Source organism: Roseateles sp. GW821-FHT09B06 (assembly GCF_059418245.1).
The window spans coordinates 89149-111689 of the sequence record NZ_JBWKPM010000004.1; the positions used below are offsets into that span (position 1 = coordinate 89149).

Annotated in this window: 31 protein-coding genes; 8 read left to right on the forward strand and 23 right to left on the reverse strand. The window is 69.2% G+C overall.

From position 1 onward, the window contains the following. Window positions 1-17 precede the first annotated feature (17 nt). The 5 genes from AC07OQ_RS05095 to AC07OQ_RS05115 all read right to left on the reverse strand — a co-directional run bounded on the left by AC07OQ_RS05095 (window position 18) and on the right by AC07OQ_RS05115 (window position 4121). Complete coding sequence (locus AC07OQ_RS05095; protein ID WP_495052011.1) at window positions 18-512, reverse strand: chemotaxis protein CheW; 495 nt, start codon at window positions 510-512, stop codon at window positions 18-20. Further along, window positions 509-1951: a CheR family methyltransferase gene (locus tag AC07OQ_RS05100; protein ID WP_495052012.1), complete on the reverse strand. Its 1443-nt coding sequence runs from the start codon at window positions 1949-1951 to the stop codon at window positions 509-511. The genes AC07OQ_RS05095 and AC07OQ_RS05100 overlap by 4 nt, the downstream gene beginning before the upstream one ends. Beyond that, window positions 1948-2382 carry a chemotaxis protein CheW gene (locus AC07OQ_RS05105; protein ID WP_495052013.1) on the reverse strand — a complete coding sequence of 145 codons (435 nt, stop codon included), beginning with the start codon at window positions 2380-2382 and terminating at the stop codon, window positions 1948-1950. The genes AC07OQ_RS05100 and AC07OQ_RS05105 overlap by 4 nt, the downstream gene beginning before the upstream one ends. 452 nt (window positions 2383-2834) lie before the next feature. Then, entirely contained in the window at window positions 2835-3275 is a 441-nt protein-coding gene (locus AC07OQ_RS05110; RefSeq protein ID WP_495052014.1) for a DoxX family protein, read from the reverse strand. A gap of 78 nt (window positions 3276-3353) precedes the next feature. Continuing rightward, entirely contained in the window at window positions 3354-4121 is a 768-nt protein-coding gene (locus tag AC07OQ_RS05115; RefSeq protein ID WP_495052015.1) for a pirin family protein, read from the reverse strand. 246 nt (window positions 4122-4367) lie between these two features. Between AC07OQ_RS05115 and AC07OQ_RS05120 the strand changes: the two genes are divergently transcribed. The 4 genes from AC07OQ_RS05120 (at window position 4368) to AC07OQ_RS05135 (ending at window position 7817) form a co-directional block, all read left to right on the forward strand. After that, on the forward strand, window positions 4368-5279 hold the full coding sequence (locus AC07OQ_RS05120) for a LysR family transcriptional regulator (protein ID WP_495052016.1): 912 nt from the start codon (window positions 4368-4370) through the stop codon (window positions 5277-5279). Window positions 5280-5375: 96 nt separating this feature from the next. Then, window positions 5376-5822 (forward strand): ester cyclase, encoded by a 447-nt coding sequence (locus AC07OQ_RS05125; protein ID WP_495052017.1) that lies wholly within the window; start codon window positions 5376-5378, stop codon window positions 5820-5822. A 173-nt stretch (window positions 5823-5995) separates the two neighbouring features. Continuing rightward, a complete protein-coding gene (locus AC07OQ_RS05130; RefSeq protein ID WP_495052018.1) occupies window positions 5996-6958 on the forward strand; it encodes a quinone oxidoreductase family protein in 963 nt (320 codons plus the stop codon). A gap of 127 nt (window positions 6959-7085) precedes the next feature. Then, entirely contained in the window at window positions 7086-7817 is a 732-nt protein-coding gene (locus AC07OQ_RS05135) for a hypothetical protein (protein ID WP_495052019.1), read from the forward strand. On the opposite strand, the gene AC07OQ_RS05140 is transcribed toward AC07OQ_RS05135, so the two are convergent. Further along, window positions 7726-8070: an HU family DNA-binding protein gene (locus AC07OQ_RS05140; RefSeq protein ID WP_495052020.1), complete on the reverse strand. Its 345-nt coding sequence runs from the start codon at window positions 8068-8070 to the stop codon at window positions 7726-7728. The two genes, AC07OQ_RS05135 and AC07OQ_RS05140, sit on opposite strands and share 92 nt — an antisense overlap. Continuing rightward, window positions 8046-8432 (reverse strand): hemerythrin domain-containing protein, encoded by a 387-nt coding sequence (locus AC07OQ_RS05145; RefSeq protein WP_495052021.1) that lies wholly within the window; start codon window positions 8430-8432, stop codon window positions 8046-8048. The genes AC07OQ_RS05140 and AC07OQ_RS05145 overlap by 25 nt, the downstream gene beginning before the upstream one ends. Window positions 8433-8568: 136 nt before the next feature. On the opposite strand from AC07OQ_RS05145, the gene AC07OQ_RS05150 reads away from it, so the two are divergent. Together AC07OQ_RS05150 and AC07OQ_RS05155 are read left to right on the forward strand one after the other, a co-directional pair. Continuing rightward, window positions 8569-9246: a class II aldolase/adducin family protein gene (locus AC07OQ_RS05150; RefSeq protein WP_495052022.1), complete on the forward strand. Its 678-nt coding sequence runs from the start codon at window positions 8569-8571 to the stop codon at window positions 9244-9246. 4 nt (window positions 9247-9250) lie between these two features. Further along, window positions 9251-9589 (forward strand): hypothetical protein, encoded by a 339-nt coding sequence (locus tag AC07OQ_RS05155; RefSeq protein ID WP_495052023.1) that lies wholly within the window; start codon window positions 9251-9253, stop codon window positions 9587-9589. Here AC07OQ_RS05155 and AC07OQ_RS05160 read toward each other — a convergent pair. The 9 genes from AC07OQ_RS05160 to AC07OQ_RS05200 are packed head-to-tail and all read right to left on the reverse strand — an operon-like array spanning window position 9496 to window position 16104. Further along, window positions 9496-10218 (reverse strand): hypothetical protein, encoded by a 723-nt coding sequence (locus tag AC07OQ_RS05160; protein WP_495052024.1) that lies wholly within the window; start codon window positions 10216-10218, stop codon window positions 9496-9498. The two genes, AC07OQ_RS05155 and AC07OQ_RS05160, sit on opposite strands and share 94 nt — an antisense overlap. Beyond that, window positions 10218-10913: an SCO family protein gene (locus AC07OQ_RS05165; RefSeq protein ID WP_495052025.1), complete on the reverse strand. Its 696-nt coding sequence runs from the start codon at window positions 10911-10913 to the stop codon at window positions 10218-10220. The genes AC07OQ_RS05160 and AC07OQ_RS05165 overlap by 1 nt, the downstream gene beginning before the upstream one ends. A 15-nt stretch (window positions 10914-10928) precedes the next feature. Then, window positions 10929-11366 carry a group III truncated hemoglobin gene (locus AC07OQ_RS05170; RefSeq protein WP_495052026.1) on the reverse strand — a complete coding sequence of 146 codons (438 nt, stop codon included), beginning with the start codon at window positions 11364-11366 and terminating at the stop codon, window positions 10929-10931. Window positions 11367-11423: 57 nt separating this feature from the next. Continuing rightward, window positions 11424-11555 carry a hypothetical protein gene (locus AC07OQ_RS05175; RefSeq protein ID WP_495052027.1) on the reverse strand — a complete coding sequence of 44 codons (132 nt, stop codon included), beginning with the start codon at window positions 11553-11555 and terminating at the stop codon, window positions 11424-11426. Continuing rightward, on the reverse strand, window positions 11548-12141 hold the full coding sequence (locus AC07OQ_RS05180) for a c-type cytochrome (protein ID WP_495052028.1): 594 nt from the start codon (window positions 12139-12141) through the stop codon (window positions 11548-11550). Before AC07OQ_RS05180 ends, AC07OQ_RS05175 begins: the two co-directional genes overlap by 8 nt. 18 nt (window positions 12142-12159) lie before the next feature. After that, on the reverse strand, window positions 12160-12777 hold the full coding sequence (locus AC07OQ_RS05185; protein ID WP_495052029.1) for a cbb3-type cytochrome c oxidase subunit II: 618 nt from the start codon (window positions 12775-12777) through the stop codon (window positions 12160-12162). 17 nt (window positions 12778-12794) lie between these two features. Next, window positions 12795-14408: a cbb3-type cytochrome c oxidase subunit I gene (locus tag AC07OQ_RS05190; RefSeq protein WP_495052030.1), complete on the reverse strand. Its 1614-nt coding sequence runs from the start codon at window positions 14406-14408 to the stop codon at window positions 12795-12797. After that, window positions 14405-14905 (reverse strand): hypothetical protein, encoded by a 501-nt coding sequence (locus tag AC07OQ_RS05195; RefSeq protein WP_495052031.1) that lies wholly within the window; start codon window positions 14903-14905, stop codon window positions 14405-14407. The genes AC07OQ_RS05190 and AC07OQ_RS05195 overlap by 4 nt, the downstream gene beginning before the upstream one ends. A 17-nt stretch (window positions 14906-14922) precedes the next feature. Continuing rightward, window positions 14923-16104, reverse strand: a complete 1182-nt coding sequence (locus AC07OQ_RS05200; RefSeq protein WP_495052032.1) for an NnrS family protein — start codon at window positions 16102-16104, stop codon at window positions 14923-14925. Between the two features lie 179 nt (window positions 16105-16283). On the opposite strand from AC07OQ_RS05200, the gene AC07OQ_RS05205 reads away from it, so the two are divergent. Continuing rightward, complete coding sequence (locus AC07OQ_RS05205) at window positions 16284-16793, forward strand: RrF2 family transcriptional regulator (RefSeq protein WP_495052033.1); 510 nt, start codon at window positions 16284-16286, stop codon at window positions 16791-16793. A 57-nt stretch (window positions 16794-16850) separates the two neighbouring features. Here the strand turns inward: AC07OQ_RS05205 and AC07OQ_RS05210 are convergent, their stop codons facing one another. Genes AC07OQ_RS05210 through AC07OQ_RS05240 form a run of 7 tightly spaced genes read right to left on the reverse strand, consistent with a single transcriptional unit; the run spans window position 16851 to window position 22037 of the window. Continuing rightward, window positions 16851-17324 carry a copper chaperone PCu(A)C gene (locus AC07OQ_RS05210; RefSeq protein WP_495052034.1) on the reverse strand — a complete coding sequence of 158 codons (474 nt, stop codon included), beginning with the start codon at window positions 17322-17324 and terminating at the stop codon, window positions 16851-16853. Between the two features lie 39 nt (window positions 17325-17363). Further along, window positions 17364-17972: an SCO family protein gene (locus AC07OQ_RS05215; protein ID WP_495052035.1), complete on the reverse strand. Its 609-nt coding sequence runs from the start codon at window positions 17970-17972 to the stop codon at window positions 17364-17366. Next, window positions 17969-18811 (reverse strand): formate/nitrite transporter family protein, encoded by an 843-nt coding sequence (locus AC07OQ_RS05220; RefSeq protein ID WP_495052036.1) that lies wholly within the window; start codon window positions 18809-18811, stop codon window positions 17969-17971. The genes AC07OQ_RS05215 and AC07OQ_RS05220 overlap by 4 nt, the downstream gene beginning before the upstream one ends. A 3-nt stretch (window positions 18812-18814) precedes the next feature. Next, a complete protein-coding gene (locus AC07OQ_RS05225; RefSeq protein WP_495052037.1) occupies window positions 18815-19402 on the reverse strand; it encodes a hypothetical protein in 588 nt (195 codons plus the stop codon). A 1-nt stretch (window position 19403) separates the two neighbouring features. Further along, window positions 19404-20027: an SCO family protein gene (locus AC07OQ_RS05230; protein ID WP_495052038.1), complete on the reverse strand. Its 624-nt coding sequence runs from the start codon at window positions 20025-20027 to the stop codon at window positions 19404-19406. Beyond that, window positions 20017-21489 carry a cbb3-type cytochrome c oxidase subunit I gene (locus AC07OQ_RS05235; protein ID WP_495052039.1) on the reverse strand — a complete coding sequence of 491 codons (1473 nt, stop codon included), beginning with the start codon at window positions 21487-21489 and terminating at the stop codon, window positions 20017-20019. Before AC07OQ_RS05235 ends, AC07OQ_RS05230 begins: the two co-directional genes overlap by 11 nt. 23 nt (window positions 21490-21512) lie before the next feature. Next, window positions 21513-22037, reverse strand: a complete 525-nt coding sequence (locus AC07OQ_RS05240; RefSeq protein ID WP_495052040.1) for a hypothetical protein — start codon at window positions 22035-22037, stop codon at window positions 21513-21515. 246 nt (window positions 22038-22283) lie between these two features. On the opposite strand from AC07OQ_RS05240, the gene AC07OQ_RS05245 reads away from it, so the two are divergent. After that, window positions 22284-22526 (forward strand): c-type cytochrome, encoded by a 243-nt coding sequence (locus AC07OQ_RS05245; RefSeq protein ID WP_495052041.1) that lies wholly within the window; start codon window positions 22284-22286, stop codon window positions 22524-22526. Window positions 22527-22541: the final 15 nt, after the last annotated feature.

Here is a 22541-nt window from a genome sequence, read left to right on the forward strand (position 1 = left end):
TTTCTATGTCCGGACTGCTAGGCGGTGGCGGGTGGTTCGAGCCGGGCGATGAGCCGGCGCAGATCGATCAGCGCACGCTGCTGCTCCGCGCAGCGCAGCACCTGACCCTGGGGCGAGAGCACGCAGGCGCCGGGCGGCAGGCGCCAATGACCGTCGAAATGTTCGAACGCCAGCGCCAGCGCGGCGTTCCTGGGCTGCACCAGCCAGGCCGGCCGCTGCGCGGGCCCCAGACCCAGCAGGGCCTGCAGGTCGTACAGGGGCAGCACCGCGCCGCGCAGCGCGATCAGGCCCAGCAGCTGCGGCGGCGCGCCGGGATAGGGCAGCGGAGGGTCGTCCAGCGCCTGCAGGCTTGCCAGCTCGGCCAGACGCAGCGCATGAGGCTGGCCGGCCAGGCTCAGGCCGAGGTAGTCGATCGGCGGCGGTCCGGGCTCCGGCAAGGGCTCGGCAAAGGCTTGATCGAAGGCTTCGCGCCATTGCGCGATCCGCTCCTGCAGCGCGTCGCCGGTGCTCAAACCGCCGCCCCCCTGTGCTCGTCCTCGCACAGCGCCAGCAGGGCCGCGCGGCCGAAGCCGCCGCCGAACAGCAGCAGGTGCTGCTCGTCTTCCTCGCGCAGCAGCCGGGCCGCCTGGGCGAGCTCTTCACGCGTCTGCGCGAGCTGGCCGCGGCGTCGCGCCAGCAGGCCCAGGCGCAGCCTTGGCATCGCAAAGCATGGATCCAGGCGAATGGCCTGCCGATAGCGCAACTCGGCGCCGGCGGTGTCATCGCGCGCTTCCAGGCACAGCGCCTGCACATAGTGGGTGGCGGCTTGCTGCGCCGGGCCGGGCCGCAGGGCCAGCAGCCGCTCGCAGGCGCGTTCGGCGGCGTCCAGCCGCCCTTGCTGGGCCAGCAGCACGGCCTGCGGGAGCAGCAGGGTCGGGTCTTGCGGTGCCATGGTGCTGAGGCTGGTGGCCAGGACCAGGGCTGCGTCATGACGCTCGCGCCGCAGCAGCTCCAGCAAGGGCGCGTGGTGCAGCTCCCTGGCCTGGGGAGGCAGGCCGGCGATGTCGGGCCGGGCCGCGGCCGGGACCGGCGCGATTGTCGGCGCCGGTGCTGGTGCGGGCGCTGGCGTTGTTGGCGTCACGGCGCGGCGCTGGTAATAGAAGCAGCCTTCGGCCTGGCGCAGATCGAACTGCCGGTCCAGCTCGCGCAGCGATTCGGCGTGGCCAAGGAACAGGTAACCGCCCGGCGCCAGTGCCCCGGCGATGCGGGCCAGCGCGGCCCGCATCGCCTCGGGCGTCAGGTACATCAGTACATTGCGGCAGAACACGATGTCGAAGGCGCCGGGCTGCCAGAACGCCGGGTCGTCTGCGCAGAGATTGCGCTGCTCGAAGCGCACGCCGCGCCGCGCCGCGGCGCTGACGCCAACCTCGTCGCCCTGCGCCTCGAACCAGGGCTCGCACAGCGCCTCGGGCAGCTCGCGCAAGCTCCAGGCACCGTAACGGGCCGCGGCGGCGCGGGCCAGCGCCTCGGGATTGAGATCGAAGGCCTGCACCTGCCAGTCCCAGGGGCTGCGCTCCAGCCCCAGCTGAGCCTGCAGGCAGATCGCCAGGGAATAGGCTTCCTCGCCGCTGGCGCAACCGGCCGACAGCACGCGCAGCCGCCGCTGCGGCCGGCGCGCGGCGATCAGGGCCGGCAGCACGGTCAGGCGCAGCGCCTGGAACTGCTCGCCATGGCGGAAGAAATAGGTTTCGCCGACGGTCAGTTCGCTCGCCAGCGTTGCAAGCTCGGCATTGGTCGGCGCCTGCTCCAGCCGGGCGAGATAGCGCTCGGTCGCATCGCCGCCAGCCCCCGAGCGGCGTGCCAGCAGCTCGGCCAGCCAGGATTGCTGGCGCGGCTCGAAGCGCAGGCCCAGCCGCGCAGCGATCACGGCCTGCAGGCGCTGCACCGGCGATGGCGCTTCCGCAAGCCTCATGCGAAATCCTGTGCCGGCAACAGGCGCGCGCCGTTCAGCACCATCAGCAACTCGGCATCGAGCCGCGCGATCGCCTGGATCGGCTCATTCGCCGCTTCGCGCAGCAGCGGTGGCAGGGGTTCGGTGTCCTGCTGCGGCAGCTCGCGCAGGCCCAGCACCTCGCCGACGGCCAGCGCGGCGCGGCGCCGGCCGACGCTCACGGTGACAAAGCGGCGCGGCGTCACGCCCGTCATGCCCAGCAGGCCGGCCAGGTCGACCACGGGCAGAGACTGACCGCGGATACGGGTCAGGCCCGACACATGGGCCGGGGCATCGATCAGGGGTTCGATCGGCAGCGGGCGCAGCGTCTCCAGCACATGGAGCAGCGGCAATGCGCACAGCCGCGTGTGGACACGGCAGACCAGCGACGTATGAAAGAGGCGCTCGTCCATCTGGCATTGGCGCGCGTCAGCGGCCGCGCGGCCCGTGAGGTTGCCAGATGGAAGCGGACGCGCCAACCCGTGGCTCGTGCAGCATTCTTTTTAACCCCCTGAGTGGCCAGTCTATGCCAAGACCCCGCATTGACGCGAGTGCAGTTGTGCGTCGGCCGGTCCGCGCCGGCCCCGGGCCCGGCAATCGTGGTGAGATTGGCAAGACCTGGCCCCAGCGGGGCGCGCGCGGCGGAGCCGGGCGGGAAGGCGGGCCCAGGGCCTCGGGTCAAGCGCCCGTCAGCGGAAAATGCCTTGAATATCAAAGATCTAGAGGCTTCCGATCGTTCCGAATGCGCCGCGCAGGATGCTGATGAACCGGATCGACAACGCGCGGAAGACTTGCGGGAATGAGCCAAGGGGCCGCGGCGAACCGCGGCCCCTTTGTCCCTTTGCTGATAATTGGCAGAAGCCGCTCAGTGGGCGGCGCTCAGCGTGCCGTTGGCCCGACCGCGGCGCTGGTCCAGGCTGAAAGTGCCGGCACCGAAGGCCACGAACTGCAGCAGGCCGCCGGCCATGGCCAGGTTCTTCAGGAAGTGGAACAGCTGGTTCTGGTCGCCCAGCGCGTTGTGGAAGAACAGGGCCGAGGCCACCGAGAACAGGGCCAGGGCGGCGGCCACCAGGCGGGTGCGATAGCCCAGCACCAGCAGCACGCCGCCGCCCAGTTCGGCCACCAGCGCGGCCACGAAGGCCAGCGTGGGGGCCGGCAGGCCCACGGAGGCGATGTAGCCGATCGTGCCGGCCGGGGCGGCCAGCTTGCCGAAGGCGCTGACCAGGAAGATGGTGGCGAGCAGGAGGCGGCCGATCAGCGGCAGCACCGAGGTCGAGGCGGGGGCCGAGGTCGTGGTGGTTTTCATGATGAGTTCCTTCAAGGTAGTCAATGGATGAGGTTCGAACAGGTTTTGAACGCAGGGTCTCGGTCTTTCCGCGTGTCTTCAGCGCACACGGCCGCTGGCACGGAGTTGCTCGCCGAGCCGAGCAATTTCTTGTTCGCCGCGCTGCAGCGCGGCGTGGCTGGTGTGGACGGAGTAGCGGCCGAGCACCAGCTTGTGGGGATGCTTGACCGCGGTGCCGACGATGAACTCGGTCGCGCCTTCGGCCAGCACCTCGATCACGGCATCGCTGTCGTTCAGCACGGCGAGCTCGTTCTCGAGGCGCGCGCCACCCAGGTGCAAAGCCCCCCGGGACACATGGAGCCAACCGATGCTGTAGCCGGGTGGGGGCGTCAGCCGCCAGCGTTCGCCGGCGCGGAGTTGGACATGCAGCAGCAGCAGACCTTCGGGGGCCGCCACCTCGCTGTGCGCGCCGGCATGGCGGCCGAGGATCAGACGCGCCGGGCCTAACTGCGGCACCGCTTCGGGCTGCAGGTACTGGCTCTGGGCCGCAGCGTTCTCCATCGTTTCCGGAAGGGCGACCCATAGCTGATAGCCGCGAAAGCGTCCGGCGCCGAGCGGCGCGCCGTCATGCCACACGCCACGCCCGGCGCGCATCCATTCGACGCTGCCGGCATCCAGCACGCCGGTGGCGCCGGTCGTGTCTTCGTAGCGCATGCGCCCGGACAGCAGTACCGTGGTGGTGGCGATGCCCGAGTGCGGATGCATCGGGAACATCGGGCTGCCCATGGCCTGGAAGTCGAAGTAGTCCAGGAACACAAAGGGCTTGACCAGGGTGCCCAGGTCGCCGGGACCGAAGATCCGGGTCACGGGGCCCTGGCGGCGGCCGCGGGCACGGACAGCAATGGCGCGCGGGGGGCTGGAATGCAGGCCCTGGTCGAGGCCAGCCCCGGGGACATGGGTGAGGTGTCGATCCGAGCTCGGCCTCGCCTGCGAGGTTTGGGAGATGGTGGACATCGGGTGGCTTCGTCTAATGCGTTGGACCGAAGCTTAGAAACTGGACACTCAGCTGAGAAGCCTATATGTTTCGATGGATTCCATCTTCAGGAGCGATAGATGCTCGACGGCGTGTCCATGGATCAGCTGCGGACCTTCATCGCGGCGGCCGAGGAGGGGAGTTTTTCGGCGGCGGGGCGCAAGCTGCGCCGGGCCCAGTCGGTGGTCAGCCAGACCATGGCCAATCTGGAGGCGCGGCTGCGGGTGAGCCTGTTCGACCGCAGCGCGCGCTACCCGGTGCTGACCGAGCAGGGCAAGGCCCTGCTGGGCGAGGCCAAGACCGTGGTGAACGGCATGGATGCCTTCAAGGCGCGGGCGCGCACCCTGTCCGAAGGCCTGGAGCCCGAGCTGTCGGTGGCCATCGACGTGATGTATCCGATGGCCTCGCTGACCGACGCCGTGGGGGCCTTCCGCCAGGCCTTCCCGACCACGCCGCTGCGCCTGTATGTCGAGGCGCTGGGCGCCGTGGTGCAGCCGGTGCTGGACGGTGCCTGCCGCATCGGCGTGATCGGTTCCCTGCCGGTGGTGCCCGATGGGCTGCACGCGGAGCCGCTGGCCGAGGTTCCGATGGTGACCGTGGTGGCGCCGAGCCATCCGCTGGCGCGGCAGCAGGGCCCGGTCCGCGCGGGCGAACTGGAGCGCCATGTGCAGCTGGTGTTGACCGACCGGACCACGCTCAGCGCCGGGCGCAACTACGGCGTGCTCTCGGCCCAGATCTGGCGTCTGGCCGATCTGGGCGCCAAGCATTCCTTCCTCAAGGCCGGCTTCGGCTGGGGCCATATGCCGCTGGCGATGGTGCAGGCCGATCTGGCTGCCGGGCAGCTGGTGCGCCTTCGTCTGGAGATTCACCAGCCGGCCACCCCGGGCATCGCGATGTATGCGGTCTACCGGAACGACGCGCCGCCCGGGCCGGCCGGGCGCTGGTTCATAGCCCGGCTGCAGCGGCCGCCGGCCGATCCATCTGCGAAGTAGATGGATTCCATCTGAACAAAGAGGCTTCTCGGATAGATGAGCCGTCCCTACTCTTCGAGCCATGCAAACGCCGGGTTTGCGCAAGGAGAGAAACCGATGACTCAACTCAATCTCAGCGCGGCCGCAGAGGCCGCTAACACCGCCAAGGCCGTCATCCGCCGCAACACCGCCGAGGTGCAGGGCGGCGGCAACTGGGCCTTGTTCGACGAACTGTTCGCCGACGATTTCCTCGACCACACGCCGCAGCCCAACTGCACGCCGGACAAGGCCGGCGCGCTGGGCCTGTACCGCAAGCTGCGCGAGGCCTTCCCGGATTTCCATGCCGTCATCCACTGGCAGCGCGCCGACGGCGACGTGGTAACGACCTACAAGACCTATCACGGCACGCATCAAGGCGACTTCCTGGGCCTGGCGCCCACCGGCAAGGCCATCCGTTTCGAGACGGTGGATGCGATGCGCGTGCAGAACGGCAAGATCACCGAGCATTGGGGCGTGGCCAATCTGTACTCGGTGCTGCAGCAGCTGAACGCGCTGCCGCGCTAAGCCAGGGGCCGGCCTGAATACCAACATCCTGCAGGGCAGGGTCGTCGTCGTCACCGGCGCGGCCAGCGGCATCGGCCGGGCCATCGCCATCGAGGCCGGCTGCATCGTGCTGCTGGTCGACGGCGGTCTGCCGTCCGTCATCTGAAACCCGAGCATTTCTCAAGATCATCATCATGAACACCACCATTCGCTTTCATCGGTACGGCGCCCCCTCGGTCCTCCAGGTCGAGGACGATGCCCTCGGCGCGCTTGCCGAACCCGGCGCGGGCCAGGTGCGCCTGCGCCATGAGGCCATCGGCGTGAACTTCATCGACACGCTGTTCCGCCAGGGCGCCTTTCCGGTGCCGCTGCCCTCGGTGCCCGGCGTCGAGGGCGCGGGCATCGTCGAGGCGCTGGGGGCCGGCGTTGCCGGCATCGCGGTCGGGCAACGCATGGCCTACTATCTCGCGCCTGGCAGCTATACGCAGCAGCGCCTGATCGGGGCCGAGCATTTGATTCCGGTGCCCGACGACCTGTCGGCCGAGCAGGTGGCCGCGGTGCTGACCAAGGGCCTGACGGCCTGGGCCGGGCTGAACGGCTACCACCAACTCCAGGCCGGGCAGACCATGCTGGTGCAGGGCGCGTCCAGCGGCGTGGGCAATCTGCTGGCGCGCTGGGCCAAGGCGCGCGGTGCCGTCGTGATCGGCACGGCGGGCTCGCCGGACAAGCGTGCGGCGCTGGCCGCGGTGATCGACCATGTGCTGCCCTCGGATGCGCCCGACCTCGTGGAGCAGTTGAAGCGCCTGGCGCCGCAGGGCGTCGACGTGGTCTACGAGTTCGTCGGCAAGGCCACGTTCGCGGCCACGCTGGCCGCGGTGCGTGAGGGCGGGACCATCGTCTCGATCGGCGCCGCCTCCGGAGCGCCGGAGTTCGACCAGGGCGAACTCGCCCGGCGCCGGATCCGCATGGTCGGTGGGCCGATGGCCAAGCACCTGCAGGGGCGCCTCGGCGAGGCCACGGCGGCGGTCTTCGATGCCTACCGGCGCGGCCTGTTCGGTGCGGTCCGGACGACGCGCTATGCGCTCAAGGACGCGGCGCAGGCCCATATCGACATCGCCGAGCGTCGCAAGGCGGGCTCGCTGGTGCTGATTCCCTGAGCGTGCCGGCGCGCCGCCACGAGTGGGATCCTCGGGCCGGACCGCTTCGGCAGCGCCTGGGAGGAGGGGCTGATGCGCGGGTCGAGTAGAGTCGCGCTGCTCGATTCGCCTTCCCTTTTGATCCCGCATGAACAGACTGCAGTCCGAGTTGCACCGCCTCTATCTCCCGCACCGGCCAGAGGGCAGGGACAGCGCTTCCGACGCGCCGGGTCTGAGCGACGCCGACGGGCAGGTGAGGGCGGCGGTGCTGGCGCTGTCCCGGCCCGCCGACTGGAGCGCACTCTCGAAAATGTGGCGAGGGGTGCAGGTCGATCTGGATCTGCCCGCGCCCGCCATCGCGGTTTCCGGCCTTGACGGCTTTCAGCTCTGGTTCTCGCTCGCCGAGCCGGTGCCAAGGGCGCAAGCCCTGGCCTTTCTCGAAGCGCTGCGGCGACGCTATCTGAGCGACATCGCGATCGAGCGCGTTGGCATGATGCGTGCCGGCGATGCCTTACCGCCCCTGCAGACGCATGGCGGCCATTGGTCGGCGTTCGTGGCCCCGGATCTCGCGCCGGTGTTCGCCGACGAGCCCTGGCTCGACACGCCGCCAAGCGCCGAGGGCCAGTCGGACCTGCTGGCAGGACTTGCAAGCATCAAGCGCGCCGACTTTCAGGCGCTCCTGGAACGGCTGGGGCCGGCCCGCACGGCCGGCACCGACGCCGGTCCGGCGACCGCGGGCCCGGCACCGTCCGGCACGAGCCAGGATCCCAGGAGCTTCCTGCTCAAGGTCATGAACGATGAGGCGGTGGCGCTGGGCCTGCGCATCGAGGCGGCGAAGGCGCTGCTGCCCTGGTTCGACGGACCGCCGCGCAGCCGCTGAGGCGGGCGAGGAAAAAGAGGCGTCCGTCGCGCTGACGGCGCCCTTGGCCGGCGGCAGGCCTGCCTTGCTTGGTGTTCACGACGTCCTTGAGGACCTTGCCAGCCGTGAACTTGGGCACCGTCCTGGCTGCGATTTCCAGGGTCTCGCCGGTGGCGGGGTTCTTGCCGCTACGGCACCGTGATGATGATGATGCGCACCATGCCGCGAATACCGCGCAGCACGCAACGTTCATAGGGGCGGCTGCGCGCGCCATCGCTGCTGCAGGGTCTCGAAAAGTACGCGCTCTTCCCACTGGGTGTGATTGGCCAGCAGGGATCCAAGCTGCTCCAGCGAGTCGCGGCTCACCGCCCGGTCCAGCAGGGCCCGGATGTCGGCATGGTCGCGCAGCAATCGCCGGGCCTCGTCCTGCAGGCCCCAGGCCATCATCAGGGGCAGCAGTTCGGCCTCCTCTTGCAGGAAATGGGGCAGCAGCTGCCGGCAGGCCTGTGCAATCCGAGCCTGAATTTCCGCGCGCGGGATCGCCTCATCGGCGGCGGCGGCGCGGGCCCACCGCGCCAAGACCAGGGCTCCGTGATGGTCCCTGGACAGCGGGATCAGATTTGCATGTCGTTTCATTGCGGATGTGCTCTCGATGTCGGGCCAGGCATGGCCCCCATGGCCCCTGCGCCGCAAGTTCTTTGTTGTCGCCATAATAAGATGCATGCAAAATGCATCTTTAAGATCCGCAAACCCCCATGTCGCAAGGAAGGTCATGAATACGAATGCCACGCTGAATCCGCTCGATGAGGCCTGCGCGGTGCTGCGCGCCTGTTATGAACGCCGCTGGATCAGCACCCGCGACGGCAATGTGTCCGTTCATGCCGGCGCAGGCCAGGCGTTCTGGATTTCTCCGAGCGGTGCGCGCAAGCACCGGCTGATGGCGGCCGACTTTGTCGAGGCCCGAGCGAGCGCGGATGAGCCGATGGCGCCGGCCGGCGCGCTGCTGCGCGCTTCCGGTGAACTGGCGCTGCATCGGCTGGTCCGGGCGCAACTGCCAGGAGGCAGGGGAACGATCCTGCATGTGCATGCCACCTACGCGGTGGCGGCGATGTATGCGGGCCTGCCGCTGGCCGAGGTCTGCGCCGCTTTCCCCGAGGTGTCGCGCTACACCCGCGTCGGGCCGGACGTGCCCGCGCTGGCCGCCACCAGCGAGGAGCTGGCGGTGGCGACGGCGCGGGCCTTCCAGCCCCTGGCCTTGGGCGTGCCACATATCGTCGGACTGGATCGCCATGGCGTGGTCGCGATCGGGCGAGACCCCTGGGACGCCTTCGAGCATGTCGAGCGGCTGGAGCATGTCTGTCAGATGGTGCTGGCCGGCGGTGGGCGGGCCGGGCGCCCGGGCGGCGCCGCGCGCGCGGGCACGACGCTGGGCGCGCCGGCCGGCCTGTAAGCGCATGGACAAGCATCTGTCCGACACCGCGCTGAACTCCCTGGGCGCGCTGCTGCACGAGTCGGTCGAGACCTATCTGCGGTGCCGGCGCGGCCATGCGGCGGGGAGGGGACGCAGCGCGTGCGAGGCGCTTCGGGCGCGCTACGCCGACTTTGCCGCCACCGAGGTGGCCGCCTGGCTGCGGGATATGCGTGGGCCGGGGGCGGCGGAAATCCGGGAGCGCTTCGGGCTGGACATGGACATCCTGACTCAGTGCGAACTGGACGAAGCCTCCGATCGGTCGCGCTTTTGCGGTTGGCTCGGTGAGCACCTGAGCGATTTGCTCGCGCATGGCGCGGGCTGAGATGGCGCGGGCCGAGCGCTGCTTTCCCTTGCCGCGCCGGGTCGGCCGCCCGGCTCCGGTGCGACATCCGGATCGCCGTGCCGCAAGGTCAGGCGCAGCCTCAGCAACGCCAGTCCGCCAAGGACCATGCCCCAGGCCATCAGGCCATTGCCGCTGAGCGTCTGCTCGTCGAACAGGTAGCTGACGCACAGTCTCGCTTCGGCATCGCGGTACAGCAGTCCGGCGGTGAGCAGCATCCAGGTCGCGTTGCCCAGGAAGAAGGCGGCGGTCACCCCGTTCAGGCGTGGCCAGCCCTGGGCCAGCGCCAGCCCGGCCAGCAGCCAGCTGAGGTATTTCAGCAGCGCGACCCGCGGCTCCAGCACCGCCAGATCCAGGGCTGCCGGAATCATCCAGAAGGCCGCCACGCAGCTTGCCAGGGTGGCGGTGCTCAGGCCCAGTGCGTCCGCACGGGCCAGCCAGGTCGCGAGCCGGCGCGGCAGCCAGGCGGCCGCCGCCCAGCCGGCCGCGAGCAGCAGGGGGAACTGCAGCAGCATATGCAGGCTCATGCTGGCCTCGACCAGATGGCGCAGCGGTGGCGCCAGCAGCCAAGCCAGCGGCGACAGCGCCAGCAGCGCACGCGCGTGGACCATCACGGCCGCTCCCCAGCGTGCCGCGAGCCGGCCAAGCGCTCTGCGGCGGCCAGTGCGAGCTGCCATTGGTCGTAGTCGAAAATCCGATGCACGCGACCGGTGGCGTCGATCAGATGGATGCTGCCATTGTGGACGTAGCCGCCGAAGCCGTCCGGGATCGCCACCACGCCCAGATCGCGCAGCGCCGCATGCCCGGCCGCCTCATCGCGCGGCGTGCTCAAGGTCCACAGGGCAGGATCCGCACGATGCAGCTGTCCGTGGGCCGCCAGGGCGGCCTGATCGTCATGCCGTGGATCGATGGACACCGAGAGCAGGCGCACCGCCGCACCGCTGCTGCGTAGCGCCTCCTGCATGCGGTAATACTCGTTGCCGAGCGCCTGGCATACGCTGGGGCAGCGGGTGTAGATGAAGTCGACCAGATAGGTCGACGCCGAGGCCGATGCCAAGGCCGACGAAGGCGGGACGAACAGATCCAGCGGCCGCCCCCCGGCATCACGCAGGGCCAGGGGCGGGGCCCGCAGCGTGCCCTGGGCCGCGGCCTGGCGGCGTATTGCCTCGTAGGTCCAGGCCTCGAAGCCCTGGGTCAGCCGCTCCGTCACGGCGACCAGGGCACCGACCAGCAGGGCGCAGGCGAACAGCGTGGGATACAGGCGCTGGGACGGCGCGCGATCGGCGGGGATGTCTTGGCGGGCCATGGCTGTCGGGCAGGGTCAGACGGCGATGTAGTCGACCGCCTCGCCGTCCTTGATCACGAAATGGGCGAACTCCTGGAAGAACCCAAAGAACAGATTGCGGCCGATGCCATGGGCGGTCTGCTGCAACTCGGCGGCCACCTCGGCATCGAACAGCGCGGCGGTGTGCTTGTGCCACAGCGTGATCCAGCGCAGGAAGTGAGCCGGTTCGACATGCGCGGTCTCGGCCAGCGCCACATGCTTGCCGTAGACATTGCCCTTGAAGCTGCGCGTCCCCAGCATCACCGTGCTCCAGAACTCCACCATGCGGTCCAGATGTTCGCTCCAGTGATCGCCGATCGTCGCCTCGAAGACGGGACCCAGCGCCGGGTCGCGGCGAATGTCGCGGTAGAACGCATGAACCAGGCGGTGCATGCCGCTGCGATCCAGGGCGATGGGAGTGGGGCGGTCGGACATGGCCATCGTGGGCTTACTCTCTGTCGGTGGGACGGATGCGGCTGCGTCGCGTCGGCTTCAGGCTGCGGAGAAGGTCAGATAGGCGGCGCTGTACAGCGCCAGGGCCATGATGGTTCCGAACAGGATGTCGCCATAGCGTTGCAAGGCATGGAGGATCGATTTCGCGCGCATCTCAGTCATCTCAGTCATGGGGTGGCAGTTCCTTGTCGCCGGCAAAGGGCGAGGTTCGAGCCTCATGCTCGACGCGCGTCTTGGCGACCGTCTCGGCGCTGACTTCGGGGGCGGCGTTGCCCCACTGCGAGCGGATATGGCTCAGCACGGCCGCGACCTGCGCGTCGTCGAGTTGTTCCTTGAAGGCCGGCATGGCGCCGTTGTAGCCGCCGCCCTTGACCGTCAGCGGCCCGGTGACGCCATGCAGCAGGATGGCGGCGGCGGTGCCGTCCTTGCCCATGACCCACTCGGACCCGGCCAGCGGCGGAAATACGCCGGGCAGACCCTGACCATTGGCCTGATGGCAGGCGACGCACAGCGAGGCATAGATGGCCGCGCCGTCGATCTTGGCGCCGCCCGTCTTGCGTTGGCCGGCTAGCTCGGCCGCTTGGCGGCCGTCGCCCCAGCTGCTCGGCGTCTCGATGTCGGCCTGGGAGATGTACACCACCCCGAACGCCATCAATGCCCCGGTCAGGGCGACCAGGTACCAGGGCATGGGGTTGGTCTTCTCCTGCGGCTCGGGATTCTCGCGCTCCTGCTGCGGCAGGATGTCGGGGTCGTTCACTGAGGGCTCCTTGAGGTGTTAGGACTTGCCGGCGCTCGCGGAGGCGGCGGCCTCGGGCGGTGCGGGCAGCACGGGCTGGGTACGGTTCAGGGACTTGAGGTAGGCCACCAGATCCAGCGCTTCCTGGCGGGCGATCACCTTGCGCCCCCCGGGCGCGAAGCCCGGCGGCAGCTGGACTTCGACATCGCCGGTGTCGGCCTTGTCCTTGAGCTCGAAGAGATAGGGATAGCTGGGCATCACGCTGCCCGGAACGTAGGCGCGCGGCTGATACAGGTGGCCCAGATGCCACTGCTCGCTGGGCTGGCGCGCGCCGATGTTCAGCAGGTCCGGTCCGGTGCGCATGCTGCCCAGCAGATGCGGCGAGTCGTAGGCATAGTCGCCGGCCACGCTGGCGCGGCCCCAGCCGCGCTCGAAGTCGGGCGCGAAGCCTTTGGCGCGGGGCTGCTGCGAATGGCAGTAGACGCAGCCGTTGGCGATGTACTGCTGGCGCCCGCGCAGCTCGACGCTGGTGTAGGGCTTCAGCCCCTCGGTGGGCTTGACGTCGCGCACCGTCATGTAGGGAATGACGACGAGCGCGCTGGTGGCGATGCCGAGCATCACCATGCCTCCGGCTATGAGCTTGGTCTCGTTATGCATTGATGGCTCCAGGGGGCTCAGATGGCTTTCAGCAGCGTGGGCTGGTTGCGCCCCGACGATCTGCCCGCCAGCAGCTGCACGAAGTGGATGACGAAGACGAGGTGGCCCAGCACCATCAGGGCGCCGCCGATGCTGCGCGCCTTCAGATAGGGCAGGGTCAGCGTGACCGAGTCCATGAAGGGGCGCGCGGCGTCCAGCATCGCCTTGCCCTGCAGCCAGCCGCCATGGTTCAGGCTGAGGAAGTAGATGGTGATGCCGATCGAGGCGAGCCAGAAGTGCGCGGAGATCATCCGGGGCGAGGGCCACTCGCGGCCCGACACGCGGGGCACGACGAAGTAGATCGCGCCGAAGAACACCATCGTGACGAAGCCGTACAGGCCCAGGTGGGCGTGGCCCACCGTGTGGTGGGTGAAGTGCACCACCGCGTTGAGGCTGCGCAGGGCCTCGAAGGCGCCCTGGATCGAGCTGAGCGTGTACATCAGCCCGCCGAAGCCGATGAAGCGCAGCGTGGGCGAGTAGCGCAGCGCGGCCAGCTTGCCCTTGAGCGTGCCGTGCATGTTCACCGTGAAGGCGATCACCGGGATGATCATCATCATGCTCTGCACGATCGACAGCGTGACCATCCAGCCCGGCACCGGCCCGCCGATCAGGTGGTGGCCGCCGACCTGGCCGTAGAAGAAGGCCAGGCCCCAGAAGCCCAGCAGCGAGAGGTTGTAGCTCTGCACCGGCCGGCCGATGATCTTGGGCAGGAAGTAGTAGACCGAGGCCAGGGCCAGCGGCGTGTAGAACAGGCCGAGCACGTTGTGGGCGAACCACCAGTTCATGGCCGCCTCCTGCACGCCCTTGTGCAGGCCGGGGATGTTGGCCACCAGGAAGAGCACCGGGAACCAGAACAGGGCGCAACCCATGTACCAGACCGAGACGTAGAGATGCTCGACCTTGCGGTTCAGCAGGGTCAGCACCAGGGGCACGCCGATCAGGGCCCCGCCGGCCACGAACAGGATGTCCACCTGCCAGGGCACCTCCAGCCATTCCAGCCCGTCACCAAGGCCGGCGGCGACGGCGCCCAGGCCGGCGATCAGCGCGGCATTCCAGAGCGCCGCGCCCAGGAAGGCGTAGCGCGCGCCGACCAGCTCGGTCTTGAGCAGGCGAGGGATCACGAACAGCGCGATGCCCAGGCCGGCCATCGGCGCCCAGCCGTAGGCCACGGCGTTGAGGTGGATGGTGCGGATGCGGCCGAATGTCAGCCAGGCCTGGTTGACCAGCCAGTCCGGCTCGTGCAGCTTGATCGAGGCGGTCAGCCCCGCGGCCGAAGCCACCAGCAGCCAGGCAAAGGCGCAGCACAGGAAGAAGAACACCAGCGGGCCGGTGGAGGCGTCGGCGCGGGCGCGGTCGACCAGCTCCTGCGAGTGGGCCGGGGCGGCTTGCGAAGGGCTCACGGACTGCAGCTTGGCCAGCGTCTCGGTGGTGCCGGCCGGGTCCTCGACGATGCCGACCTCGCCCGGCGCGAAGATCACCTCGGCGGCCTTGGGGCTGTGGTCGAAAAGGCCGCGCCGCTGTGTCCAGATGAAGACAAACAGCCCGACGACCGACAGCACGAAGGCCGACAACAGGATCGCAATGGTGCTCACAGGGAACCTCCGGTGGGAATCAGGGGCGCGCGGTGCGCGTGGGTGGGGGCCGGGCCTTGTCCTTGCCGTGCCAGCGCGAGCAGGGCGCCGATCTTCAGCAGCTCCAGGGCGACATAGGCGGCGTGATGCGCCGAGCCCGGCGGCTTGTCGCCCGCCAGCAGCAGCGCCAGACGAGCGTCCAGCGGCGGCATCAGCGCCAGCTCCTGCGCCGCCAGGATGGCGCCGAACAGCGCCAGACAGGCCCAAGTCCGGGCCGGGCCGGTGCTGCGCGGCGCAAGCAGTGTCGCGAGCAGGAGCAGCATCAGCAGCTGCAGGACATGGGACACATGGAAGAGCGTGGATCCGACGGCCACCAGTTGAGCCAGGCTCAGTCCCGGGGTGAGGAACTTGGCCGGCTGGGCCACGAACGAGACCCCGACGATGACGCCCAGGCACAGCCAGGGCAGGGCCTTGATCCAGCCGATGCCGGCGGGATTGGCAGAGTGGGTAAGAAGCATGGAATTTTCTGAATCCGTCAATCGTCGCAGCCATCCGCCCTGGGCGATATCAGCCATGAGGAGTAGACGAGCAGATAGAGAAGGAAGGCCGCGGCGAACAGGGCACCCGCCAGCACCAGGCCCGGCCCGTACCAGCGTGGAAGCAGCAGCGGGACCGCGACCCGCAGGGCCGCTGCCAGCAGTACCAGGCGATAGGACCAGACCTCGGCCCGCGAGGCCTGCAGCGTGCGGCCGGTGTGGCCGCGTGCGGTGCGCGTCATCATGGCGAGCATGAGCCCGGCGCTGGCCCCCACGGCCAGCGCATGCAGGGCGGGTGACTCGGCCTGGCCGCGGGCCAGGGCCAGTGCCAGCAGCGCGAGTCCGATCGGGATCCATGCGTAGGCCAGATGCAGCACCCAGAGGATCGGGCGGCCGCGCGTCGCCGCGGGTTTCCAGCTCGCCAGGCGCCAGGCATGCAGTGCCGCTGCGGCGCCGAGCAGCGTGGCAGCGCCGGCCGTTGCGCCACCCGTCAGCCACAGCGCCAGCCCGCCCAGCGTGAGCAGCAGCAGCAGACGCTCGCGCCAGGCCGGAACGCCCGTGGCCAGGCCGGGGTTCGCGTTGCGGGTGAACATCGGGATCACCCGGCCCGCGATAACGGTCTCCAGCAGCACCAACAGGGTCAGGCCGGCGTGCAGTGCCCGAACGGGCTCGATGTCCAGCGCGCCGCTGGCTCCGAGATGGAAGGCGAGATTGCTGATGCCCAGCAGGCCGAGGATCGCCGCGACGCCGAGATTGCGGTGGTTGCCCGCTTCCATCAACAGATGGGCGAACACGGTCGCCGCCAGCGGCAGGAAGAGCAGGTCGAGGCAGAAGAAGGCCGGGTAGGGCGCCCACAGGGCCGCGACGCGAGCCGCCAGCCACAGCAGGGCGAAGAAGCCCAGGTGCGCGCCGCGTGGCGTCGGCAGCCCGGTCCAGGTCTTGCCCGCCGTGAACAGGAAACCCACGATCACGGCGGCCATCATGCCGAACAGCATCTCATGCGCATGCCACAGTGCCGGCGCGAGACCGGATGCGGGCAGCAGGCGGCCGCTGTACACCAGCAGCCACAGCGGCATCAGCAGCGCCCCGGCCCATGCCGCGAGCAGATAGAAGGGGCGGAAGCCGAGGCGCAGCAGCGGCCAGTCGACGGCTTGGGGGGCGGGAGGGCTGATTCCGGACATCGCAATTCCTTCGGCGTGAGCGGCTGCCGGGATCGGGCGCTCATCTAGCTATGCTTAAACATGTATTTAATATGAATGTTATCATGGTGCCCGATATCAGGCAATTGTTGCCTGATGGATCGGGGCCATTGGCCGAGAACGAAGTAGAGTTAGGGCAAGTATTGGAAAGGTGACCTGTTATGCGGCTGACGATGTACACGGACTACACCCTGCGGGTGATGATGTACCTTGCCGTCAAGCACCGGGAGGATGGGGTGGCCACGATCGACGAGATGGCGCGGGCCTATGACATCTCGCGCAACCACCTGATGAAGATCGTCAACGAGCTGGCGCAGACGGGCTTCATCGAAACCCTCCGCGGCCGCTCGGGCGGTGCCCGTCTTGCGCGGGAGCCCGCCGAGATCTCGATCGGCGAGGTGGTCCGTATGGCGGAGAAGGACTTCGCGGTGGTGGCCTGCCACGACGCCAGCACGCCGCACAACTGTGCGATCTACCAAGCCTGCAACCTCAAGCGCGGCCTCGCGCGAGCGGTCGATGCCTTCATGCAGGAACTCGACAAGATGACGCTCGAAGACGCGATCTCCGCGCCCACGGTCGCGGCCGGCCTGCTCGGCTTCGGTCAGCCGATGCTGATGCCTGCCGCCACGCGGGGGCGCTTGACGACCCGGACCGCTCCCCGCCGCGCCTGAGGCCTGGGAAGGCCGGAGGGTGCGGGCGTCCGGCGGGGCGGGCCGGGTGTCGACCCCTCAGTGCGTGGAGGCGGCCGGCATGGCCGCTGCGGCATTGAGCGCACGTACCTCGGCGCGCACCTCGACGGTTTCGCGTCGACCCGCCTGGTTCTCGAATACCAGGGTCAGGGGCACGATGTCGCCCGGCTGCAGCGCCTGCCGCAGCTCCAGCAGCATCAGGTGATGGCCGCCCGGCTTGAGCGTGACGATCCGCTCGGCCGGGAGGTCCAGGGCCGCGATCTGGCGCATCCGCATGACGTTGTCCTGCAGGGCCATTTCGTGAAGCTCGACCACCGGGACGGCGCTCGAGCGGGCCGCGACCAGGCGCGTGTCCTTGGCGGCGCTGAGTTGCATGAAGGCGCCGGTGGCCCTTTGCTGGGGCACGGTGGCGCGCACCCAGGCGTTGCTGATGCTGACCTGGGCATGGGCCGGGGCCATGCCCAGCAGCGAGGCGCCCAGCAGGAGGGCGGCGAGCGTGGCGTTCGGTTTCATGTTCGGGGTCTCGTATGGAAGCAGGTGGGCAAGAGGACGTCAGGCCTCGAGCAGGACCCGGATGTCGCGGGCCAGTTCCGCCGCGCCCTGGTCGTGGCGCACGGCCAGGCGCAACCGTCCCTCGGCATCGAACAGATAGCTCAGCGTGGAGTGGTCCATGGTGTAGCTGGCGCCGGTCGGCACCTTGGCGTAGTGCAGCTTGAACTCCTTGGCCAGCTCGGCGGTGCCGTCGGCATCGGCGTGCAGCCCGAGGAAGTCGGGGTGGAAGGCCGCAATGTAGCGGCGCAGCAGTTCGGGCGTGTCGCGCTCGGGGTCGACGGTGACGAAGATCACCTGCAGCCGCTGCGCCAGCGGGCCCAGCAGCTCGCCCACGGCCGTGGCCCGGGCCAGCGCCGTCGGGCAGACGTCCGGGCATTGGGTGAAGCCGAAGATCAGCAGAACGGCACGGCCCTTGAAGTCGGCCAGGCGGCGCAACTGCCCGTCCGGATCGCGCAGCGCAAAGTCACGGCCATAGGGCGCGCCGCTGACGTCCATGGCGTGGAAGCTCGGTGCGGCGGGCCGGCAGCCGACCAGGCCGGCCGCCAGGGCGGCGGCCAGGGCGGTGGCAGAGGCCAGCGCGAAGCGGCGACGCTGCAGGCGGCCGTTCATGGCGAGGTCAGCGGCCGCTTGCCGGCCGGCTGCGCCGCTGTCTGCACCGCGGTCTGCGCTGCGGTCTGCGCCGCGCGGCCGCCCCGGTCCGCCACCCAGTAGCCGCCGGCCACCAGCAGGGCGCCCCCGACCAGATTGCCGGCGGTGACGAACAGCAGGTTGTGGAGTGCGGATGCCAGCGTGGCGGGGTCGCCAGCACGGCCGATGACCGCCAGCGACAGCAGGGTCATATTGGCCACGCTGTGCTCGAAGCCGCTGGTGATGAAGGCCAGCAGGCACCAGAAGATCACCACGCATCGGGCGACATCGCTGTCCACCCGCGCGGCCATCCACAGCGCCAGACAGACCAGCCAATTGCACAGCACGGCCTTGGCCAGCAGGGCGACCGGACCGGCCTGCATCTTGGCGTCGGCGATCTTGAACAGCACCGAGTGCGAGACATCGAACAGACCGTTGGCGCCGCCCAGCGCGAACAGGCCGGCCACCAGCAAGGCGCCGAGCAGGTTGCCCAGCCAGCAGGCCAGCATCGAGCCGGCAGCGTCGCCCAGCGACACGCGTCCGGCCAGGTGGCCGAAGCTCATGTACATCGCATAGCCGGTGAACAGCTCGGCCCCGGCGATGGTGACCAGGATCAGCGCGATCGCGAAGGTCAGGCCCATGCCCAGTTTCTGGAACTCGGGCGGCAGGTGCTGCCCGACGCTGAGGATCAGCAGGATGCCCAGGCCGACGTAGGCGCCACCGGCCATGGCCCCGGCCAGGAAGCCCAAGGGGTTGTCGCGGAGTTGCGTGATGCGCCGCTCGGCGGAGCCCACGAAATAGTCAATCGTGTGGGTGTACATCGTCTACCTTGTCTTGAGGGCCAGCGGGGGCGGCGCGCCGAGCAGGGCCCGCCAGGCCATCCAGGCCGCGTAGCAGCCGCCCGCGATGAGCAGGGCGTTGCCCAGCCGGTACTGGTCGGCCAGGCCGTAGCTGGTGCACAGCCGGGCGGGGCTTTCCAGATAGATCCAGCCCAGGCGCCAGAGGCTGGCCAGCGCTTCCACGTGGATGAGCCCGTGGACCACCGGACCGGTGTTGCGCCAGCCGCAGCACAGGGCCGCGCCGCCCGCGAGGCTCAGGCTGAGGGCCTTCAGCAGGTCGGCGGGCAGGCTCTCGGTGGCCAGGTCCAGCAGGCGCGGGATCATCCACAGTCCTATCGTGATGAAGGCGCTGGCCAGCAGCGCCCAGCGGTAGGGGCGCAGCGCCGGCAGCAGCGCGGCGCGCCGCTCGGCCAGGCGGGCGGCCGCGGCCCAGCCGATCAGGATCAGGGCCGGGATATGCACCAGCATGTGGGCCGACATCGTGCGCTCCAGCATCGCCCGCGTCGGCGGCAGCAGCAGCGCCAGCCAGAGCGCGCCCAACAGGCTCAGGGGCAGGGGGCGGATTCCCGGCATCTCAGCGGACTCCTCGTCCGGTGAGGGCGCGCACGCTGGCGAGCGCGCCCTCGATGTCCTCGGGGTCCAGCACCTGGACCAGCTTGCAGTGGTCCACGATGTGCAGGCCGGCGTTGTGGTCGAAGCCGCCGTAGCCATCGGGAATCACCACCACGCCGAAGGTCTTCAGCAGGGCCTGGCGGCCCTCCCATTCGAGCGGCCGGGCCAGCCGCCACGGCGTGGCGGCCGGCTCCATGGCACGCTTGAAGCCGTCCAGGCGTTCGGGCGTGTCGCTGGCGGGGTCGAAGGACAGCGACAGCATCCGCGCGCCCAGCGCCTGCTCGTCCAGGCGCCGCGCCAGCTGGGACGAGACCGCCCCCAACGCGCGGCAGACCGTGGTGCACCGCGTGTAGATGAAGTCCACGACCAGCACCCGGTCGCACAGGTCGCGCAGCGGTAGCCGGGTGCCGGCCTGGTCTTGCACGGCCACCGCCGGCACCGGGCGCGGATGGGCCGCCACCTCGGCGCGGCGCCAGGATTCGCTGGTGAAGCTGCTGAATCCCGCGGTCAGGGTCCAGGCCGCGGCGGCGCCGGTCGCGAGGCAGCCCAGCGTCGCCAGGCCGGCCAGCACGGGGCTAGGCTTCATGGGCGTGCACCGCCGGGCGGGTCGACGCGAAGAGGCGGCGCACCAGGCCGATGCTCAAGGCCAAGGCGGCCAGCAGGATGGCCGCGCCGGCCACGGTGCCCAGGCGGTCATAGGGCATCCAGGCCTCGATGTGCTGCGCCCAGCGGCGCGGCACGCTGGCCCAGCCGCCCAGCAGGAAGGCGAAGCAGAAGGTGACGGTGGCGGCGGCATAGAGCCAGAACACGCAGCGCTCGACCGCCTCGTTCAGCGCCGTCCGGCCGCGGAACACGTGCAGACCGAAGCCGATGACCATGGGCAGGAAGCCGACCAGCAGGTAGAAGTGGAAGTGGCCGGGCACCCACATGGTGTTGTGCATCACCTTGTTGACATGGATGGTGCCGTCCACGATGGCCGGCACCACGCCGGCGGACCAGCCGAACATCGACAGCATCAGCCAGCGCGCCGGGGCCTTCCATTCGATGTCCGAGCGGTACACCAGCAGCAGCGCGCCGTAGGCGGTCACCAGCAGCACGGGCACGCCGCTGAGGTAGGACACGATCTGGCCCATCGACAGCAGCCACTTGGGCATCACGCCGTCGATCAGCAGGTGGTGGGGGTAGACGGCCATCACGAAGAAGGTCACGCAGGCCCAGGCCGCCAGGAAGGGACGCGAGACCTTCCAGGGACGCTTGGCATACAGCGGCAGCAGCTCGTAGACGGCCATCACGGCCATGTAGATGGCGGCATTGATGAACACATGGCCGAAGAAATAGATCAGGTTCTTGGCCAGCAGCGGGTCGATGGTCAGCGCCGGGAAGTAGAGGTTGGCCAGCGTGACGATCAGGATGACCGCGCCGGCCAGCGTGCCGATGGTGTTGACGATGATCACCATGGAGCTCGCCACCACCGTGGGCGGGTGCGCGGCGTCGATCTTGCCGCTGATCAGCTGGTCCAGACCCAGGCCCTTGAGGATGCTGCCGTACTGGCGCGCGATCGCGACCGCGGCGTCGAAGTAGAAGGCCAGGAAGCCGACGCCGATCAGGGTCATGCCGCCGATGAAGCCGGCCGCCGCATGCACGCTCCACAGCCCCATGGACTTGGCGGGCAGCGGCCACAGGAAGGTCCAGCCGCCGGCATAGCCGCCGATGAAGATCGAGGCCAGGATCATGACGACCCCCAGCATGAAGAGGGCGTAGTTGGCGTACAGCACCTGCACGCTCAGGCGCACATAGCGGCGCAGGAAGAACCACATCACGCCGGCGCCGGCCAGCCCGGCGATGCCGACCATGCCGGTGCCGTGCACCGTCATCACCTGGTAGAACAGGTCGGGAGGAAGCTCGAACCAGCCGGACTGCGCGGCGCGCATCGCCAGTCCTGCCAGCATCATGAGGATCAGCACGGCGAAGGATGTGCCGAGGTAGAGCTTGATGCCCAGGGACTCGCTGGGCCGCAGCGGGGTGGGGTTGGGTGGGGTGCTAGTCATGGGGGTCTCGGGGTGTCTGTGGGTCAGTGGGAGGCGCCGGCCGTGACGGTGATCTCGGCCACCATGCCGTGGTGGGCCACGCCGCAGTACTCGAGGCACAGGATTTCGTACTTGCCGGGGCGCTCGAAGCGGTGGCGGACCTTGTTGGTGAAACCGGGCATGGCCTGGATCTGGGCCAGCACCTGCTTGCTGTCGTCATAAAGACCGAAGCCGTGGTTGACGTCCTCGCTGGTGACGCGGAACTCGATCACCTCGCCGACCCGGGCCTCGCTGCTCGAGAGTTCCCAGGACCATTGACGCGCCTTCACGTCGATGTGGCGGTTGACCTCGTTGGCGCGGGCGTCGTGCGGCCAGGGTGACAGGGTGGCGATGGCGATCAGTGCACCGGCCACCATCACCAGCCAGAAGAGCCTGGCACGCAGCCGGTAGGCCTTGGGTGCGAGCTGGTCGAGGGCGACCGCCGAGCGAGTGCGGCGCAGGACCCAGACGAAGCAGGCCAGCAGCGCGACCATGATCACGAGGGTTGTTTGGAGGGCTATGTTCTGCATGAGGGCATCCGTGTCGAGTCGTCGTTGTGGTTTAAAGATGTATTTAGTATGCATGTTATGCTGCGACATCGCAAGCAAAAGAACCTTCGACGGCACCTTCGATGCGCGGGTGTTGGCGGCGGACCTGCCGCGGCTTGCGGTACGCAAACCCCTATTTGAGAGACCACGATGACATCAAGCAGCCGAACCTTTGCCGCCTTGCTCCTGGGCTTCGCCACCCTTTGCGCGAGCGCCCAGACCCCACCATTGAGTCAGCAGCTCGCCAAGAACAACTGCATCGCCTGCCACGCGATCGACAAGAAGCTCGTGGGGCCCTCGATGAAGGACGTGGCCAAGAAATACAAGGGCGACAACGCGGCGCCGGCCAGGCTGGCTGCCAAGATCAAATCGGGCGGTGCGGGCAACTGGGGCGCGATCCCGATGCCGCCGCAGTCCGCCAAGGACGAGGACATTCGCGCCATCGTCAAGCAGATCCTCGAGCTGAGCTGAGCCCGTAGCCGATGC

Bases quoted from the DNA above. Each gene is read 5' to 3' on its own strand.
- AC07OQ_RS05100 (WP_495052012.1), bottom strand. From the start codon at position 1,951: ATGAGGCTTGCGGAAGCGCCATCGCCGGTGCAGCGCCTGCAGGCCGTG.
- AC07OQ_RS05105 (WP_495052013.1), bottom strand. From the start codon at position 2,382: ATGGACGAGCGCCTCTTTCATACGTCGCTGGTCTGCCGTGTCCACACG.
- AC07OQ_RS05110 (WP_495052014.1), bottom strand. From the start codon at position 3,275: ATGAAAACCACCACGACCTCGGCCCCCGCCTCGACCTCGGTGCTGCCG.
- AC07OQ_RS05120 (WP_495052016.1), top strand. From the start codon at position 4,368: ATGCTCGACGGCGTGTCCATGGATCAGCTGCGGACCTTCATCGCGGCG.
- AC07OQ_RS05125 (WP_495052017.1), top strand. From the start codon at position 5,376: ATGACTCAACTCAATCTCAGCGCGGCCGCAGAGGCCGCTAACACCGCC.
- AC07OQ_RS05130 (WP_495052018.1), top strand. From the start codon at position 5,996: ATGAACACCACCATTCGCTTTCATCGGTACGGCGCCCCCTCGGTCCTC.
- AC07OQ_RS05135 (WP_495052019.1), top strand. From the start codon at position 7,086: ATGAACAGACTGCAGTCCGAGTTGCACCGCCTCTATCTCCCGCACCGG.
- AC07OQ_RS05140 (WP_495052020.1), bottom strand. From the start codon at position 8,070: ATGGCGCGCGCAGCCGCCCCTATGAACGTTGCGTGCTGCGCGGTATTC.
- AC07OQ_RS05145 (WP_495052021.1), bottom strand. From the start codon at position 8,432: ATGAAACGACATGCAAATCTGATCCCGCTGTCCAGGGACCATCACGGA.
- AC07OQ_RS05150 (WP_495052022.1), top strand. From the start codon at position 8,569: ATGAATACGAATGCCACGCTGAATCCGCTCGATGAGGCCTGCGCGGTG.
- AC07OQ_RS05155 (WP_495052023.1), top strand. From the start codon at position 9,251: ATGGACAAGCATCTGTCCGACACCGCGCTGAACTCCCTGGGCGCGCTG.
- AC07OQ_RS05160 (WP_495052024.1), bottom strand. From the start codon at position 10,218: ATGGTCCACGCGCGTGCGCTGCTGGCGCTGTCGCCGCTGGCTTGGCTG.
- AC07OQ_RS05165 (WP_495052025.1), bottom strand. From the start codon at position 10,913: ATGGCCCGCCAAGACATCCCCGCCGATCGCGCGCCGTCCCAGCGCCTG.
- AC07OQ_RS05170 (WP_495052026.1), bottom strand. From the start codon at position 11,366: ATGTCCGACCGCCCCACTCCCATCGCCCTGGATCGCAGCGGCATGCAC.
- AC07OQ_RS05175 (WP_495052027.1), bottom strand. From the start codon at position 11,555: ATGACTGAGATGACTGAGATGCGCGCGAAATCGATCCTCCATGCCTTG.
- AC07OQ_RS05185 (WP_495052029.1), bottom strand. From the start codon at position 12,777: ATGCATAACGAGACCAAGCTCATAGCCGGAGGCATGGTGATGCTCGGC.
- AC07OQ_RS05195 (WP_495052031.1), bottom strand. From the start codon at position 14,905: ATGCTTCTTACCCACTCTGCCAATCCCGCCGGCATCGGCTGGATCAAG.
- AC07OQ_RS05200 (WP_495052032.1), bottom strand. From the start codon at position 16,104: ATGTCCGGAATCAGCCCTCCCGCCCCCCAAGCCGTCGACTGGCCGCTG.
- AC07OQ_RS05205 (WP_495052033.1), top strand. From the start codon at position 16,284: ATGCGGCTGACGATGTACACGGACTACACCCTGCGGGTGATGATGTAC.
- AC07OQ_RS05210 (WP_495052034.1), bottom strand. From the start codon at position 17,324: ATGAAACCGAACGCCACGCTCGCCGCCCTCCTGCTGGGCGCCTCGCTG.
- AC07OQ_RS05215 (WP_495052035.1), bottom strand. From the start codon at position 17,972: ATGAACGGCCGCCTGCAGCGTCGCCGCTTCGCGCTGGCCTCTGCCACC.
- AC07OQ_RS05220 (WP_495052036.1), bottom strand. From the start codon at position 18,811: ATGTACACCCACACGATTGACTATTTCGTGGGCTCCGCCGAGCGGCGC.
- AC07OQ_RS05225 (WP_495052037.1), bottom strand. From the start codon at position 19,402: ATGCCGGGAATCCGCCCCCTGCCCCTGAGCCTGTTGGGCGCGCTCTGG.
- AC07OQ_RS05230 (WP_495052038.1), bottom strand. From the start codon at position 20,027: ATGAAGCCTAGCCCCGTGCTGGCCGGCCTGGCGACGCTGGGCTGCCTC.
- AC07OQ_RS05235 (WP_495052039.1), bottom strand. From the start codon at position 21,489: ATGACTAGCACCCCACCCAACCCCACCCCGCTGCGGCCCAGCGAGTCC.
- AC07OQ_RS05240 (WP_495052040.1), bottom strand. From the start codon at position 22,037: ATGCAGAACATAGCCCTCCAAACAACCCTCGTGATCATGGTCGCGCTG.